At 32.3% G+C, this 16,183-nt stretch carries 16 protein-coding genes; 5 read left to right on the forward strand and 11 right to left on the reverse strand.

Features of this window, described 5'->3' with window-relative positions:
* Nucleotides 1-5: 5 nt before the first annotated feature.
* From LY08_RS00235 to pdxA, 8 genes are all read right to left on the reverse strand, one after another.
* The gene (locus LY08_RS00235; RefSeq protein WP_146603180.1) at nucleotides 6-1,958 is read right to left on the reverse strand and encodes a hypothetical protein; all 1,953 of its coding nucleotides are present in this window, start codon (nucleotides 1,956-1,958) and stop codon (nucleotides 6-8) included.
* A gap of 18 nt (nucleotides 1,959-1,976) precedes the next feature.
* A complete protein-coding gene (locus LY08_RS00240; RefSeq protein WP_111658425.1) occupies nucleotides 1,977-2,651 on the reverse strand; it encodes a hypothetical protein in 675 nt (224 codons plus the stop codon).
* Nucleotides 2,652-2,736: 85 nt separating this feature from the next.
* Nucleotides 2,737-4,089 (reverse strand): acetyl-CoA carboxylase biotin carboxylase subunit, encoded by a 1,353-nt coding sequence (accC, locus tag LY08_RS00245; RefSeq protein ID WP_111658426.1) that lies wholly within the window; start codon nucleotides 4,087-4,089, stop codon nucleotides 2,737-2,739.
* 84 nt (nucleotides 4,090-4,173) lie between these two features.
* Entirely contained in the window at nucleotides 4,174-4,656 is a 483-nt protein-coding gene (accB, locus tag LY08_RS00250) for an acetyl-CoA carboxylase biotin carboxyl carrier protein (RefSeq protein ID WP_111658427.1), read from the reverse strand.
* Between the two features lie 36 nt (nucleotides 4,657-4,692).
* Nucleotides 4,693-5,688 (reverse strand): beta-ketoacyl-ACP synthase III, encoded by a 996-nt coding sequence (locus LY08_RS00255; RefSeq protein ID WP_111658428.1) that lies wholly within the window; start codon nucleotides 5,686-5,688, stop codon nucleotides 4,693-4,695.
* A 176-nt stretch (nucleotides 5,689-5,864) separates the two neighbouring features.
* Nucleotides 5,865-6,065 carry a 50S ribosomal protein L32 gene (gene rpmF / locus LY08_RS00260; RefSeq protein WP_111658429.1) on the reverse strand — a complete coding sequence of 67 codons (201 nt, stop codon included), beginning with the start codon at nucleotides 6,063-6,065 and terminating at the stop codon, nucleotides 5,865-5,867.
* Between the two features lie 9 nt (nucleotides 6,066-6,074).
* A complete protein-coding gene (locus LY08_RS00265) occupies nucleotides 6,075-6,614 on the reverse strand; it encodes a YceD family protein (RefSeq protein ID WP_111658430.1) in 540 nt (179 codons plus the stop codon).
* A 72-nt stretch (nucleotides 6,615-6,686) separates the two neighbouring features.
* Nucleotides 6,687-7,733: a 4-hydroxythreonine-4-phosphate dehydrogenase PdxA gene (gene pdxA, locus LY08_RS00270; protein WP_111658431.1), complete on the reverse strand. Its 1,047-nt coding sequence runs from the start codon at nucleotides 7,731-7,733 to the stop codon at nucleotides 6,687-6,689.
* A 66-nt stretch (nucleotides 7,734-7,799) separates the two neighbouring features.
* On the opposite strand from pdxA, the gene LY08_RS00275 reads away from it, so the two are divergent.
* Nucleotides 7,800-8,390: a riboflavin synthase gene (locus LY08_RS00275; RefSeq protein ID WP_111658432.1), complete on the forward strand. Its 591-nt coding sequence runs from the start codon at nucleotides 7,800-7,802 to the stop codon at nucleotides 8,388-8,390.
* On the opposite strand, the gene LY08_RS00280 is transcribed toward LY08_RS00275, so the two are convergent.
* Together LY08_RS00280 and LY08_RS00285 are read right to left on the reverse strand one after the other, a co-directional pair.
* On the reverse strand, nucleotides 8,379-8,585 hold the full coding sequence (locus LY08_RS00280; RefSeq protein WP_111658433.1) for a hypothetical protein: 207 nt from the start codon (nucleotides 8,583-8,585) through the stop codon (nucleotides 8,379-8,381). The genes LY08_RS00275 and LY08_RS00280 overlap by 12 nt on opposite strands.
* Before the next feature lie 259 nt (nucleotides 8,586-8,844).
* Entirely contained in the window at nucleotides 8,845-10,389 is a 1,545-nt protein-coding gene (locus tag LY08_RS00285; RefSeq protein ID WP_111658434.1) for a hypothetical protein, read from the reverse strand.
* Between the two features lie 149 nt (nucleotides 10,390-10,538).
* On the opposite strand from LY08_RS00285, the gene LY08_RS00290 reads away from it, so the two are divergent.
* Genes LY08_RS00290 through leuB form a run of 4 tightly spaced genes read left to right on the forward strand, consistent with a single transcriptional unit; the run spans nucleotide 10,539 to nucleotide 14,821 of the window.
* Nucleotides 10,539-11,714, forward strand: coding sequence for a 2-isopropylmalate synthase (locus tag LY08_RS00290; protein WP_111658435.1), 1,176 nt, complete (start codon nucleotides 10,539-10,541; stop codon nucleotides 11,712-11,714).
* A 2-nt stretch (nucleotides 11,715-11,716) separates the two neighbouring features.
* On the forward strand, nucleotides 11,717-13,099 hold the full coding sequence (leuC, locus tag LY08_RS00295; protein WP_111658436.1) for a 3-isopropylmalate dehydratase large subunit: 1,383 nt from the start codon (nucleotides 11,717-11,719) through the stop codon (nucleotides 13,097-13,099).
* A gap of 1 nt (nucleotide 13,100) precedes the next feature.
* Nucleotides 13,101-13,691: a 3-isopropylmalate dehydratase small subunit gene (gene leuD, locus LY08_RS00300; RefSeq protein WP_111658437.1), complete on the forward strand. Its 591-nt coding sequence runs from the start codon at nucleotides 13,101-13,103 to the stop codon at nucleotides 13,689-13,691.
* 11 nt (nucleotides 13,692-13,702) lie between these two features.
* A complete protein-coding gene (gene leuB, locus LY08_RS00305; RefSeq protein ID WP_111658438.1) occupies nucleotides 13,703-14,821 on the forward strand; it encodes a 3-isopropylmalate dehydrogenase in 1,119 nt (372 codons plus the stop codon).
* Nucleotides 14,822-14,949: 128 nt separating this feature from the next.
* On the opposite strand, the gene LY08_RS00310 is transcribed toward leuB, so the two are convergent.
* Nucleotides 14,950-16,182, reverse strand: a complete 1,233-nt coding sequence (locus LY08_RS00310; RefSeq protein WP_111658439.1) for an ammonium transporter — start codon at nucleotides 16,180-16,182, stop codon at nucleotides 14,950-14,952.
* Nucleotide 16,183 lies beyond the last annotated feature (1 nt).

Consider the following 16,183-nt stretch of genomic DNA (forward strand, 5'->3'; position numbering starts at 1 on the left):
AAAAATTATTTTGCAAATGTTTCAATAATATTGAACATGTATTTTAAAGCATTCTCTTCTGTAGATGGGATGTTAACTACTAGTTCTGTCTCTAAAGTATTTCCTTTTATTTTAGACGCTTTCATATAAGCATCTTCAGACGTATTTAAAAACCATTCTAGTTTTCCTGATCTATCTATACCCATTTCTTTAATAGGTAATTGTGATGCCAATTGTTTTGCGCTTATAAAAAATGAATAGCTATTGTTTAGCATCATTTTTTTATGTGTTGAAGAGACTTTAGCATTAAAATTTCCTGAAACAATTTTTCTCATTTCTAAATCTGATGTACCTAAAAACACAATACCATCTTTAATCATAAAATGAACTGCTAAAGGACTTTGTGGTGTTTTAAACGTATAATACCCATTTTGAAAGGTCACCATCTCTTTATTTCTAGTATAATTAATTAACTTGGTTAACATACTTGGATCTTCTGTAGATGCCATTAACAAAAAGTCTGGTAAGGTTTCTGTTTTGGTTTTTTCAACCTCAATATACTCGTAATCATCATTATACTCGTAGCTAGTATAAGTTACTTCTTGTTGCGAGATTCCGGATAATAAAAACAACATATCGCCTTTTAATACTTTAGCTACTGCTTCTTCATCTAATAATAATGAAAACAAGTCGATACCTAAACTAGCTTCTTCACCATAATAGGGCATGCTTCCATAAATAGATTTCATAAGTTTTGGATACTCTTCCAGGGTTGCTTTTGTATCTACAGAATAGCTTAAGTAACCAATCATTCTATCTTCATTAACATAATTTAAAAACTTTTTATTAAGTTTTCTAGAAGTCATTTTTTTATAGCTACTTGCCATCTCATCAGACATAGTATACGTTGTATTCAACATCATTTTATCGTCTTCCATAAACAATTTAGCTGTCAGACCATTATTAGCATACATACTTGCTAAATCCATGCCTAGCATATTATTGTAGTAAGAATTGCTTAAAAAACTAGCATACAATTGTCCAAAATCGTTAACCCAAAGTGTTGCTTCTGCTTTATTGTCTAAGCTTTTTACATACGATTTATTGTTTAAGATAGAATTGCTTTCTGGTTGCATCAAGATTTGTTTTGCCTTTAACATTGACCATTGTTTAGCAAGTTCTCTTTTTAAGGTATAACTAGAGTTTAGATTGTCGTAATAGTCGTAGTTATAATCTTCACCTTCGGTAGATTCAATAACTGTTTCTTCAACTTCTTCCTCATCATAATCGTAACTTTCAGTAGATTCAATTACTGTTTCTTCAATCTCTTCGTCTTCATAATTATAATCTTCTGCAGACTCTATAACTGTTTCTTCTATTTCTACTTCCACATCTTCATCTGCTTCTTCATAGGCTGCAGCTGGAGCAGGTATAGCTTCTACTTCATAAGCTGTTTCTGGCCAACCGTAATTTTCGGTCTGTATACCATAGCGTTCTGACACGTCTTCGTTTTCAAAATAAGCATAATTGGTATCTCCCATAACCACCACTAATGTCGTATTATCCCAAACAATTGCAGGACTATTGTCTCCAGAAATAGTTTTTATTCCGTTTTGATTTACTATTTCTTCTTTATTAGATCTAGTAATCAAGTCCTCAAACTGACTTACATTTTTTAATGGAATAACAAAAGCATTATAATTAATGCTATCGTTGACTTGCATAAAATAATGTGCAGACGCATTTAAATTAAATCCAAAATCTTCTAAAGATGAATAAGTGTTGCCTCCTCTAGATAATTCTTTTAAAATTTCTGATCCTAAAAAAGAGTTGTTTAACTCTTCCATAGATATTAATTGTAATAAATTTTCGCCTTTAATTGTTGCTACTATTGAAGCGTCACTGGGTATTTTTGAAGCTGTGTTTTGGGCAAATGTATATGACGATATACATAATAATAAGCAAAGTAATTGTTTCATTGGTTTATTAGTTTGAGGTTATTTTTGTAATGTTATCTGTGTACTAAAGTTTCCTGTTCCGTTAATAATATCTAATGCGCTAACACGTTGCATAACTGCTTTTTTAGAATTAGAGACTTTAGCTTGTTTGTTGTTTTGAGATTCCACTTCTTTATCAAATCTATAGATTACGGTATAAGAGGCATCATCAAATACTTTTTTGTTTTCGGATTTTAGCTTATTGTATTGTTTTTTTACGTCGCTAGAATAGGTGTATTTTCTTTTAAAACTTCCATTATTCTTATCAAAAAAGTAAGCGTTTAATCCTGTATTATGCTTTTGCTCTCCTGCTACTTTGTTAGTTAATTTGTTGATGTTTTCTATAGATTTAAAATCGCACTTCACAGAAAATATAAAGTTATCATAATCTGCTGTTTTCTTGATGTTAGTTAATCCTTCTGCTTTGTTTAATTCAGACACCATTTGGTCTAAGCTTTTTTGGATGTCTGCTCTAGAAGGCACTTTATATCCATTAATAGAATCTAAAAGCATAATAGAAGCTAGCTTACTTTTACTTTTACTCATGTTTAAAGTAAACGTCATTGTGCCTGTACCATCACTTTTCAAGTCTATTTCTTCTATGATTTCAAAACAAGAGGTTAGCCCAAAAAAGAGGAGTAACAAACAAGCTTTTAAGCTATTAGATAATTTCATTTACTTTAGATTTATATTCAAATATACAGAAGCTTTTTGGCTAACAAAAAAAAACTCCGAAATTCATTTCGGAGTTTTTTAATATTTATTCTTCTGTTGGTTTTTCCATAACAAAATCTTCCATAAACTTTGTTGTGTAATTACCAGCTAAATAATCTGGATGATCCATTAATTGTCTATGAAACGGAATGGTAGTTTTAATACCTTCAATAACAAACTCGTCTAAAGCACGTTTCATTTTATTAATTGCCTCTTCACGTGTTTGCGCTGTTGTAATTAACTTAGCAATCATAGAATCGTAATTTGGCGGAATACTATAACCTGCATAAACATGCGTATCTAAACGAACTCCATGTCCTCCAGGCGCATGTAGTGTTGTTATTTTTCCAGGAGATGGTCTAAAATCATTATACGGATCTTCTGCATTAATACGACATTCAATTGAGTGTAAGTTAGGTGTATAGTTTTTACCTGAAATTGGCACACCTGCAGCCACTAAAATTTGCTCGCGTATTAAATCAAAATCAATAACTTGTTCTGTAATTGGGTGCTCTACTTGAATACGTGTATTCATTTCCATGAAGTAGAAGTTTCTGTGTTTGTCTACTAAAAACTCTACGGTTCCTGCACCTTCGTATTTAATATATTCTGCTGCTTTTACTGCTGCTTCACCCATTTTTTTACGCAATGCAGTTGTCATAAAAGGAGAAGGTACTTCTTCTGTTAATTTTTGATGACGACGTTGTACAGAACAATCTCTTTCTGATAAATGACAAGCTTTACCAGTAGAGTCACCAACAATTTGTATTTCGATATGTCTAGGCTCTTCAATAAGCTTTTCCATATACATATCATCATTACCAAATGCTGCTTTAGATTCTGTTCTAGCAGATTCCCAAGCATTTTGTAAATCTTCTTCTTTCCAAACAGCACGCATTCCTTTACCTCCACCTCCAGCAGATGCTTTTAGCATGACTGGGTAACCGGTTTCTTTTGCAACTTTAAGGCACTCTTTAAAATCTTTAATAATACCGTCACTTCCTGGGACTACAGGTACACCTGCTGCAATCATTGTTGCTTTGGCGTTTGCTTTGTCTCCCATTCTGTCTATCATTTCTTCTGAAGCACCAATAAATTTTATTTGATGTTCTTCACAGATTTTAGAAAATTTTGCGTTTTCAGATAAAAAACCATATCCAGGGTGTATGGCATCAGCATTAGTGATTTCTGCTGCAGCAATAATATTAGACATTTTTAAGTAAGACTCGCTACTCGCTGGTGGACCTATACAAACTGCTTCGTCTGCAAACTTAACGTGTAAGCTTTCTGCGTCTGCAGTAGAGTATACTGCTACTGTTTTAATGCCCATTTCTTTACAGGTTCTAATAACACGTAGTGCTATTTCTCCTCTATTGGCAATCAATATTTTTTTAAACATCTTTATTAAATTAGATAATTAGACAATTGGATTATTTTACTTTTCGATTTTTTTAGATAAATCGAAAGCACTAATAACCTAAATTTAAGATGGGTCTACTAAGAATAATGGTTGGTCAAATTCTACTGGAGAAGAATCGTCAACTAAAATTTTAACAATTTTACCTGATACTTCAGATTCTATTTCGTTGAATAACTTCATAGCTTCAATAATACAAAGTACATCACCTACTGCTATGGTTTGACCAACTTCTACAAACAATGGTTTATCTGGAGAAGGTTTTCTATAAAATGTACCAATAATTGGTGATTTTATAGTTATATATTTTGAATTTTCGTCAGCAGCTGCAGGTGCATCTGTTGTTGCAGCAGGTGCAGGTGCTGGAGCCTGAGGTACCGCTTGTTGCATTGGCATTTGTGCTTGCATTGGTACTTGCTGAACGTAAGTTGTTTCTGTTTCAGAACCTGTTCTTATAGTTATTTTAACGTCTTCTGTTTCTAATTTAACTTCACTTGCACCAGATTTGGCAACAAATTTAATTAAGTTTTGAATGTCTTTTAAATCCATAATAATTAAGTTATTAATTTAGTTTTAGTTAGTTTGTTAAGAATTGTAAGCCCATTTAAGATAAATAGAACCCCAAGTAAAACCACCTCCAAAAGCTGCAAATATAATATTGTCACCTTTTTTTAATTGTGATTCGTAATCGTTTAATAATAATGGTAAGGTTGCTGAAGTTGTATTACCATATTTTTCAATATTCATCATCACCTTTTCAGGTTCTAATTCTATACGGTTAGCAGTTGCATCTATAATTCTTTTGTTTGCTTGATGGGCTGCTAGCCATGCAATATCATTTTTTGTAAGGTTGTTGCGCTCTAAAATTTTAACTGCAACATCTGCCATATTAAAAACCGCGTTTTTAAAGACGGTTTTACCATCTTGAAAAACAAAGTTTTCTTTTCTGTCTATTGATTCCTTAGTGACTGGATAAGAAGAACCACTTGATTTTACTTGAAGAAATTCTCGTCCATCTCCATTACTTCTTAAATATTCGTCTTGAAGCCCTAAACCGTCTGTATTTGGTTCAAACAAAACTGCTCCTGCACCATCTCCAAATATGATACATGTTGCTCTGTCTTCATAATTAATCATTGAAGAGTTTTTATCTGCACCTATTAGAAGAACATTTTTATATCGACCAGACTCTATATATTTTGCAGCTACAGACATACCATATAAAAAGCTAGAACAAGCTGCTTCTAAATCAAAAGAAAAGGCATTGGTAGCTCCTATTTGTGTTGCAGTATAAGCAGCTGTAGATGCTGCTTGCATATCTGGTGTTGCGGTAGCAACGATAACTAGTTCTATATCTTTAGGGTTTAAGCCTTTTTTATTTAAAAGGTCATTGGCAGCTTTTATAGCCATGTAAGAAGTCCCCTTTCCTTCTCCTTTTAAAATGCGACGTTCTTTGATTCCCGTTCTAGTGGTTATCCATTCGTCATTTGTATCAACCATAGTTTCAAGAATTTGATTGGTTAATACATATTCTGGCACATAGGCACCAACAGCGGTAATTGCAGCAGAAATTTTGCTCATATTTTAGCTATTTTAGTCAAAAAAAGGTCAAAAATGACCAAATTTGACTTTAATTTAATAAAATTAGTCATTTTAGGACTAATTCTATGCAAAGTAAATGCTTTTTAACGTAAAGAAAAATTAATCATAAAAAAAACGCCCACGAATGAGCGTTTTATTATATGCGTGCATAATAATTATGCTTCGTTTTCTTCTACTGAATTGTCAATTAACACTTGACCTCTGTAGTAAAGTTTTCCTTCACTCCAGTGTGCTCTATGATATAAGTGAGCTTCACCTGTTGTTGGGCAAGTTGCAATTTGTGGCGCAGTTGCTTTGTAATGTGTTCTTCTCTTATCTCTTCTAGTTTTCGAGATTTTTCTTTTAGGATGTGCCATTTTATATTGTTATTTATCCGTTAATAGTTTTTTTAATGTATTCCAACGAGGGTCTGTTTCCTCTTTGTCTTCTTTTGTGTCTTTTAGCTTTGGGCTAAGTTCTTCTAATTTATCAAGTATTTCTGAATCTAATGTTCCGTCTTCAATTCCAGGATGCACACGTTTACTTGGTAATGCTAACACGACTAATTCATATATATATTGTTGGATATTAATTTCATATTCGCCATGTGGAATAATTAATATGTCAATATGTTCGTCGTTATATTCCTCGCCAAACTTTACTACCAATTCAAACTCATTAGAAATGGCTTGATCGTAAGGCTCGTTAGTAACATCACAGTTTACATTTACTGTTCCTGTAATTTGGAAATTTAATTCTAGTAACGTTGATTTTTTTTCTAATATTAAATCAACCTGTATGTTGCAAGAATTAAAGTCTTCATACTCAAAATGATTAAAGAACGTTTGATCTATACTATAATCAAAATGATGTTTTCCTACCTTTAAACCTACAAATGGTATTGTAAATTCTTTTAATTGCTTCATTACCACATCTATTTTGAGCCTGCAAATATATAAAATTTTCTTTATTTAGTAGACTTATAAACAATTTTTTGTTTATATCTTTCGTTTGGAAAATCCTAGTGGGTTTTGACTGATCTCTTGATACTCTTTTCTGTTTCTAAAAATTTTAATTCCGGTAAAAATAGCTTCTTTAAAAGAGCTAATGTCTGCAGTCCCTTTTCCTGCTATTTCATAGGCTGTTCCATGATCTGGTGAAGTTCTGACACGGTTTAATCCTGCAGTATAATTAACTCCTTGTCCAAAGGATAAAGTTTTAAATGGTATTAATCCTTGATCATGATAGGATGCAATTATAGCATCAAAGTTTTTATAATTGTTAGAACCAAAAAAGCTATCTGCTGCATATGGCCCAAAAACTAATTTACCCGATTCTTTAATTTTATTTAAGGTAGGGCGTAATACCTCATCGTCTTCGTTTCCTATTACACCATTATCTCCTGTATGTGGGTTAATACCTAAAACCGCAATTTTAGGTTTGTTAACTTTAAAATCTTGTTTGAGAGAAGCGTATACGGTGTTTATTTTTTCTTCAATAAGTTGTGGTGTAATATGGTTGGCTATATCTTTTACTGGGACATGATCTGTAAATAATCCTATTCTTAACCCTTCTGTTACCATAAACATAAGACTATTACCTTCTAATTCTTGGTTTAAATAATCTGTATGTCCCGGAAATTTAAAAGTTTCAGATTGAATATTATGCTTATTTATTGGAGCGGTTACTAAAAGGTCAATATCTTCGTTTTTTAATGCTTTTGTTGCTTGTTCTAAAGATTTTATAGCATACTCACCAATTTTTAAATCTTCTTGTCCAAAAATAATATTAACGTTTTCTTTCCAGCAATTTAATACATTAACACGACCAGTTAAAGCCTGTCCGACAGTATGAATACCATTTAATTTAATATCTAAGTTAAAATGGTTTTTTACAAAACTCATGGTTTTTATAGATGCAAAAATAATTGGCGTACAAAACTCTAACATCCTATTATCTTCAAAAATTTTTAAAACAACTTCTGCTCCAATACCGTTAAGATCGCCTATAGAAATTCCTACTTTAATATTTTCTTCTTTCTTCATTAATACTACTAACTATTGTTTGTAAATTTACCAAAGCAAATTTAACTAAATAATACGATTAAGTTTATGTTTACAGGAATAATTGAAACACTAGGCACCGTAAAGCAATTATCTACCAAAAAAGGTAATCTAGATATCACTATTGCTAGTGATATAACTAGCCAATTAAAAATAGATCAAAGTGTTGCACATAATGGTGTGTGTTTGACTGTTGTTAGAATAAATAATAATGAATACACTGTAACTGCAATAAAAGAGACTCTAGATAAAAGTAATATAGGTGATTTAAAAGTTAACGACCAAGTAAACTTAGAACGTGCTATGAAACTTGGTGATCGATTAGATGGTCACATAGTTCAGGGTCATGTGGACCAAACTGCTACATGTATAGAAGCTAAAGAAACTAATGGAAGCTGGTTATATACTTTTGAGTATGATCCAAAACTAAACAATATCACTATTGAAAAAGGATCTATTACAGTAAATGGAGTAAGTTTAACAGTAGTAAATTCGGCTAAAAACAGCTTTAGTGTTGCAATTATACCTTATACTTTTGAGCATACAAATTTTAAAACCTTTAAAAAAGGCACTAAAGTAAATTTAGAGTTTGATGTAATAGGAAAATATGTAAAACGTTTAACCGAACTAAACGTTTGATTTTTTTATAGATAAGATAAGTTTGTAAACACCATAAATTAATCCCATAACAACTAAAATAACAACACCATTATCTATAGGAAGACCAGGTGGAGGTGGTTGTTGTGGAGGTGGTGGTGTCACAATTTGAGACACACCAATTACGCTTATTAATAAAAATAAGACTGTAGCTATTAATGTTTTCTTTTTCTTCATCGCTGATTTGAGGGTGTAAATGTATGAAAAAAACTATGCTATCAAAACTTTTAAAACCCTTTTTTATATAAAAACCTCTTTAAAACGCTATTTTTATCGTTAAAATGCTAAATTTAGTCGTTTTTAGTATGATTTTTGACAACTTGGTTATATGACTTTACACTTAATATTTTATTAAGCCTTGTATAACTAACTAAAATGCTAAACATTTATTTTAAAAACAGTTTAGAATTTTACTTATTATTTCTTAATCAGATTATTAGGCATAAAGTTGTAAATATTTATCTTTTACTATTTGGCCTACTGGTTTGTTTTCAATTTTACTTTCAAGCCAAGAGATGATATCTAGATATAAAAACGCACGACGCTCGTATGGATGGTCTTCATATTGTTTTAAAACTTCTAGTAATTTTTTAAATTCGGATTTAATATCCTGTGGATAAATATCTTGCAACCCTCTTATAAATTTTATCATTTCTTTTTGGACTTCATGTAAGTCATTCATTTTTATTAAAAACTTATACGTACTACGTAATAAAGATTCTAAATGATAATCTAAACCTGCTTCGTAGTGTGCCACAAGGTTAAGAACCCTAGAAAAACAAAGAAGGTCCTCACGCATTGACAAGGATTTATTAGATATAATTTTATCTAAATATTTTATGCAATCTTTATTGTTTCCTACTCCAAAATGTAAGCTAGCAAACTTATAGTAAAAAATCATTTTATGATGTTCGTCTATTTTACTTTCAAACTGGGTTAATTCTGCTTCTATCTTTGGTATCATTATCAAACCCTCTTCAAAACTACCATCTATAAAATGCTGATTGATATTATGAAAATTACCATATAAAAAAACTAACGTAGATACGTTTTCGTCTTTTGGAAAATTGGATTGACTAACTACGGTATTAAATTCATTAAGCTTACTAATAAATTTTGGCTTATTTTTTATAAAGTACAAAGCTTCTAGTAAATAGTTGTTTCCTTTTAAGAAAAAAACTGGATTTAAGCTTATCATATTTGGGTTTTCATAAAATAAGTTAACCCATTTTAACGCGTATTTATAGCAGTTTAAAAAATCTTGCATTAAAAAACTATACCACAAATGTGCTTTGTAATACCATAGTTTTTCTCTAAAACCCAATTCAGAGAATGTAAGTTTTGGCAATCTATCGTTAAAATATTTGGTAATGGCTTTGCTTTCTGCTTCGTTTTTAACGTAACCTGTTTTTAAAATAATACTATACAGCTGTAATGATAAATTAGAAAGTTTGCTTGTAATTACATTTAACTCGCTTAATTCTTTTGCTTGAATGGTTAGTTGATCTGCACGATTACTAATACTTCTGGTGATGTACTGAGCTTCAATAATTTTTTCAAGCTCTACAATTTCAAAAGCTAAGTTTTTTTCTTCATTAACAATAGCTAATTCTTTTGCCTTATCTAAAATTTTTAAGCTTTGTTTATACAATCCTTTATGATACAAAATGGAAGCAAAATCCAATTGTTCTCTAATCTGAGAGCGGATATTTTGGTGCGATGGATTTAATTTTAAGCTTATTAGAATCTGCTTATATAAATGGGCTTTGACATTTGCTAATTGCTGTTTTTTAACAATTCCACTTTTTAAAATACTTGTTTCGTCATAAACCTGTGCTTTATCTAAGAGATTAAAAAGGTTTAAAAATTTAGAATCAGAATTAACACCAAGTCGACCAACATACAATTTAAATTGACGTTTTTCAGATTTAGTTAAGGATTTAACCAATAAAAATAAATTATCTTTTTGCTCTTTAGTCATCAACTAATTTGTTGTTTAAAGCTTTGATTATCAGTGTTTTGTATTGCATTTTATTAGTTGAACATCGTAACATATACAATGTTCAATAATTGTAACAGATAACCAAAGTATAAATTAGTCTTTCAAAAGAAAAATAATTCTCTCTTAAAATGTCAAAAAACAAGATTCAAATATTTGATACTACGCTTCGAGATGGCGAGCAAGTACCTGGTTGTAAATTAAATACAGAACAGAAAGTTGTTATTGCTAAACAATTAGATGGCTTAGGTGTAGATGTCATTGAAGCTGGCTTTCCAGTCTCTAGTCCAGGCGATTTTAAATCGGTTGAGGCCATTTCTAAAATCGTAAAAAACGCTACTGTTTGCGGATTAACACGTGCTGTAGAAAATGATATAAAAGTTGCAGCTGAAGCTTTAAAATATGCTAAAAAACCTAGAATACATACTGGGATAGGCACCTCTGACTCGCATATAAAATTTAAATTTAAATCAGACAGAGAAACCATTATACAACGTGCTTTTGATGCTGTAGCTTACGCAAAATCGTTTGTAGAAGATGTCGAATTTTATGCTGAAGATGCTGGTCGTACAGACAACGAGTACCTAGCTAGAGTTTGTGAAGCAGCTATTAAAGCTGGTGCAACAGTTTTAAATATTCCGGATACCACTGGTTATTGTTTACCAAGCGAATATGGTGCAAAAATGAAATACCTTATGGAAAACGTTAAAGGTATTGAAAAAGCTATTTTATCTTGTCATTGTCATAACGACTTAGGACTAGCTACTGCAAATTCTATTGAAGGTGTTATTAATGGTGCGCGACAAATTGAATGTACCATAAACGGTATTGGTGAGCGTGCAGGAAATACCGCTTTAGAAGAAGTGGTTATGGTTTTAAAACAGCACCCTTATTTAAATCTAGACACCAATATTGATACCACTAGGCTATATGGTATCAGTCAATTGGTAAGTGATAGTATGGGTATTTACACACAGCCAAACAAGGCTATTGTAGGTGCTAATGCATTTGCGCATAGCTCTGGAATCCATCAAGATGGTGTGATAAAAAACCGTGAAACATACGAAATTATTGACCCTAAAGATGTTGGTGTTACAGAATCTGCAATTGTTTTAACCGCTAGAAGCGGAAGGGCTGCTTTGGCTTACAGAGCTAAAAACGTTGGTTATGAGTTAACCAAATTGCAATTGGATGATGTGTATGCTAATTTTCTTGATTTTGCAGATAAAAAGAAAGAAATAAACGATACTGACATTTATCAAATTATTGAAACTAGTAATGTGTATCAACAAATAATATCGGCTTAATTATGGCAAAAACACTGTTTGATAAAGTTTGGGATGCTCATGTAGTGGATACTATTAAAGATGGTCCTCAAGTTTTATATATAGATCAACATTTAATTCATGAGGTTACAAGCCCACAAGCGTTTAACGAGTTGGAACAACGTCACATTCCCATTTTTAGACCTAACCAAATTGTGGCTACCGCAGATCATAACACACCAACGTTAAATCAGCACTTACCTGTCAAAGATTTGTTGTCTAGAAACCAATTACAACAACTGTCTGAAAATTGTAAAAAAAATAATATTACCCTATACCAATTAGGTCATAAATACAATGGAATTGTCCACGTAATGGCTCCAGAACTAGGGATTACACAACCAGGAATGACCATTGTTTGCGGCGATTCTCACACCTCAACTCATGGTGCTTTTGGGACTATTGCTTTTGGTATTGGTACCAGCCAAGTGGCTCAAGTTTTTGCTAGTCAATGCTTGTTATTAACCAAGCCAAAAAGTTTAAGAGTAACTGTTAATGGTCAATTAAAAAATGGGGTTTTACCAAAAGATGTCATTTTATATATTATCGCCAAATTAGGTACTAATGCAGGTACAGGATATTTCTGTGAATATGCTGGAGATGTTTTTGAAAACATGTCTATGGAAGGTCGTATGACAGTTTGTAACATGAGTATCGAAATGGGAGCACGAGGTGGCATGATTGCACCAGACCAAACTACTTTTGATTACGTAAAAGGACGCGAATTTGCACCAAAAGGAGAAGCGTTTGATAAAAAAGTAGCCTACTGGAAAACATTATCTACAGATGAAGGAGCGACTTTTGACAAAGAATACTTTTTTGATGCAGAAGATATTGAACCTATGGTTACTTATGGTACAAATCCTGGAATGGGAATAAAAGTATCCGAAAACATACCATCGGTAAATGATGCCTCTTTCGAGAAATCTTTGGAATATATGAATTTTAAGAAAGGTGAGTCTCTTATTAATAAACCCATTAATTATGTGTTTATTGGCAGTTGCACAAATTCTAGAATAGAAGATTTTAGAGTTGCTGCTAACTACATTAAAGGAAAACATAAAGCAGAAAATGTCACTGCTTGGTTAGTACCAGGAAGTAAACAAGTTGAAGCTCAAATTATTCAAGAAGGTTTAAAGGATATTTTTGATGCTGCAGGCTTTGAGTTACGTCAACCTGGTTGCAGTGCATGTTTAGCAATGAATGACGATAAAATCCCGCAAGGCGAATATTGTGTTTCAACTTCTAATAGAAATTTTGAAGGTAGACAAGGACAAGGATCACGTACTATTTTAGCTAGCCCATTAGTGGCTGCAGCTACAGCGGTAGAGGGTAAAATTGTGGATATCACTAAACAATTAAATTAAGATGGAAAAATTTACAACATTACAATCTACAGCAATTCCGTTAGCAATTGAAAATATAGATACAGACCAAATCATTCCTGCTCGTTTTTTAAAAGCAACAGACAGAAAAGGTTTTGGCAACAATGTGTTTAGAGATTGGAGATACAATAAAGATGGTTCAATAAACAAATCCTTTGCTTTAAATAACCCTAAATACTCTGGAAGTATACTGGTTGCTGGAGATAACTTTGGGTGTGGATCTAGTAGAGAACACGCAGCTTGGGCTTTAAACGATTATGGCTTTAAGGTGATTGTGTCTAGTTTTTTTGCAGATATCTTTAAAGGAAACGCATTAAATAATGGGTTACTACCAGTACAAGTTTCTCCAGAATTTTTAAACGTGTTATTGACTGAAGTCTCTGAAAAACCTGAAATTAAATTAGAAGTAAATCTAGAAGCTCAGACAATTTCAGTGGAAGGCACCTCTTTTAGTGAATCTTTTGAGATTGATGCTTACAAAAAAACCTGTATGATTAATGGTTATGATGATATAGACTATTTATTAAGTAAAAAAGAAATGATTACAGCTTTTGAAGCTAAAAAAACAGACTAATTAAATATAAAATGAAATTAAATATAGCAGTTTTATCAGGCGATGGTATTGGTCCAGAAGTCACCGACCAAGCCATAAAAGTATTAAAAGCTATTGCTTTAGAGTTTGACCATACCTTTTTGTTTAAAGAAGCTCCTGTAGGTGCTATTGCAATAGACCAACATAACAATCCTTTACCAGACCCAACTTTAGACTTATGCAAGTCTAGTGATGCCATTTTATTTGGTGCGATAGGTCATCCAAAATACGATAATAACCCTAACGCAAAAGTACGTCCAGAACAAGGATTACTTAAGCTTAGAAAAGAATTAGGATTATACGCCAATATTAGACCTGTTAAAGCCTATGAGACGCTATTAGATAAATCTCCTTTAAAAAGAGATATTATAAACGGGACAGACATTAGTATTTATAGAGAATTAACTGGAGGAATTTATTTTGGAAAAAAGTATCTAAGCGAAGACGGTAATTCAGCATCCGATTTATGTGAGTATTCTCGTGAAGAAATCGAACGTATATCACATTTAGCTTTTAAAGCTGCTCAAAGCAGAAAGAAAAAAGTGACTTTAGTTGATAAAGCCAATGTTTTAGAAACCTCTCGTTTATGGAGAAAAGTGGTTACTGAATTAGCAATAGATTATCCAGATGTGGAGCTAGACTTTTTATTTGTAGATAATGCAGCTATGCAAATGATTTTAAATCCAAAACAGTTTGATGTAATATTAACAGAAAACTTATTTGGAGACGTTATTAGCGATGAAGCTAGTGTTATAGGTGGATCTATTGGATTATTAGCTTCAGCATCTGTTGGAGACAAATACGCCATGTTTGAACCTATTCATGGGTCATATCCACAAGCAACAAGTAAAGGTATTGCAAACCCAATTGCTTCTATATTAAGTGCTGCTATGTTATTAGAACATTTTGGATTGTATGACGAAGCAGAACTGATAAAAAAAGGGGTTGATAAATCTTTAAAATTAGAAATAACAACTCCTGACTTAAATACTAAAAACGATAATGTTACCACTTCTAAAGTGGGCGATTTTATAGCCGATTTTATAAGTAACCCAAATGATACGAATATTAACTTTGCTAATATTCATTTAGGACAATCTACAATTATATAATATTTTATTATTAGTCGTTAAATACTCAGTAATTATATTACTGGGTATTTTTTTTGCTGAAAAAATCATACAAAAAAAACCCTCAAAGCATAATGCCTTGAGGGTTTTTCAAACAAACTAACTAAATTCTAATGCTCATTTAGTCTAAAGTCTGGATAAGCATCCATCCCATGTTCATGAGCATCAAGTCCTTCTAATTCTTCTTTTTCAGAAACTCTAATACCAACGGTTTTCTTCATAATAAAAATGATTATAAACGAAGACACTATACAAATAGCTGCATAAGAAGCCACACCAATTAGCTGACTTACAAACTGTGCACCACTTGCTAAATTTCCAAAAATACCTACTGCTAATGTTCCCCAGATACCGCATACTAAGTGTACTGCTATGGCACCAACAGGATCATCTAATTTTAACTTATCAATTAACGATACTGCAAATACAATAATAGCACCAGCTACTGCTCCAATTATTACAGCATCTGTTGGGCTCATTTGGTCAGCTCCTGCTGTAATACCAACTAAACCTCCTAAGATTCCGTTTAAGAACATTGTTAAATCTAAATTTTTATGTAATACAGTAGAGGTTAGGGCTGCAACAACACCTCCAGCTGCTGCTGCAAGACAGGTTGTTACTAATGTTAACGAAGTTAAAGATGGATCTGCAGATAATACAGAACCTCCATTAAATCCAAACCATCCTAGCCAAAGGATTAATACTCCAGCTGTTGCTAACGGAATGTTATGTCCTGGTATGGCTTGTAATTTACCATCTTTAAATTTACCAATTCTTGAGCCTAATAAACAAACTGCTACTACAGCAGCCCATCCACCAACAGAGTGTACTAACGTAGAACCTGCAAAGTCATAAAAAGGGGTTTCTAAGCTGTCTAAAAATCCGCCTCCCCATTTCCAAGATCCTGCTATTGGGTAAATTAATCCAACGTAAAGTATGGTAAAGACCATAAATGGTCCTATTTTCATACGCTCTGCTACAGCTCCAGAAACAATTGTTGCTGCAGTAGCTGCAAACATCCCTTGAAACAAAAAGTCTGTCCAGTAAGTATACCCTTCGTTATAAGCTAAATCTAAAGCGCCTTCTGCAGTTAAAGGAGCGTCTAAACCAAATCCTGCAAATCCTAAGAAACCATTAAATTCTCCTGGATACATTAAATTAAATCCCACTAAGCAATACAATAGCAGTCCTACTGTAATTATAAAAATGTTTTTAAAAAGTATATTAATTGTGTTTTTTTGACGTGTCAGTCCAATTTCTAAAAATGCAAATCCTAAGTGCATAAAGAAAACCAGTGCTGTACAGATCATCATCCATACATTATTTGTTGTAAGTAATTCCATG

Origin of the sequence: Olleya aquimaris (assembly GCF_003259525.1) — a bacterium.
Classification (GTDB): Bacteria; Bacteroidota; Bacteroidia; order Flavobacteriales; family Flavobacteriaceae; genus Olleya; species Olleya aquimaris.

Coding starts and splice junctions, on each gene's coding strand:
- LY08_RS00235 (WP_146603180.1), bottom strand. CDS start 1,958: ATGAAACAATTACTTTGCTTATTATTATGTATATCGTCATATACATTT.
- LY08_RS00240 (WP_111658425.1), bottom strand. CDS start 2,651: ATGAAATTATCTAATAGCTTAAAAGCTTGTTTGTTACTCCTCTTTTTT.
- accC (WP_111658426.1), bottom strand. CDS start 4,089: ATGTTTAAAAAAATATTGATTGCCAATAGAGGAGAAATAGCACTACGT.
- accB (WP_111658427.1), bottom strand. CDS start 4,656: ATGGATTTAAAAGACATTCAAAACTTAATTAAATTTGTTGCCAAATCT.
- LY08_RS00255 (WP_111658428.1), bottom strand. CDS start 5,688: ATGAGCAAAATTTCTGCTGCAATTACCGCTGTTGGTGCCTATGTGCCA.
- rpmF (WP_111658429.1), bottom strand. CDS start 6,065: ATGGCACATCCTAAAAGAAAAATCTCGAAAACTAGAAGAGATAAGAGA.
- LY08_RS00265 (WP_111658430.1), bottom strand. CDS start 6,614: ATGAAGCAATTAAAAGAATTTACAATACCATTTGTAGGTTTAAAGGTA.
- pdxA (WP_111658431.1), bottom strand. CDS start 7,733: ATGAAGAAAGAAGAAAATATTAAAGTAGGAATTTCTATAGGCGATCTT.
- LY08_RS00275 (WP_111658432.1), top strand. CDS start 7,800: ATGTTTACAGGAATAATTGAAACACTAGGCACCGTAAAGCAATTATCT.
- LY08_RS00280 (WP_111658433.1), bottom strand. CDS start 8,585: ATGAAGAAAAAGAAAACATTAATAGCTACAGTCTTATTTTTATTAATA.
- LY08_RS00285 (WP_111658434.1), bottom strand. CDS start 10,389: ATGACTAAAGAGCAAAAAGATAATTTATTTTTATTGGTTAAATCCTTA.
- LY08_RS00290 (WP_111658435.1), top strand. CDS start 10,539: ATGTCAAAAAACAAGATTCAAATATTTGATACTACGCTTCGAGATGGC.
- leuC (WP_111658436.1), top strand. CDS start 11,717: ATGGCAAAAACACTGTTTGATAAAGTTTGGGATGCTCATGTAGTGGAT.
- leuD (WP_111658437.1), top strand. CDS start 13,101: ATGGAAAAATTTACAACATTACAATCTACAGCAATTCCGTTAGCAATT.
- leuB (WP_111658438.1), top strand. CDS start 13,703: ATGAAATTAAATATAGCAGTTTTATCAGGCGATGGTATTGGTCCAGAA.
- LY08_RS00310 (WP_111658439.1), bottom strand. CDS start 16,182: ATGGAATTACTTACAACAAATAATGTATGGATGATGATCTGTACAGCA.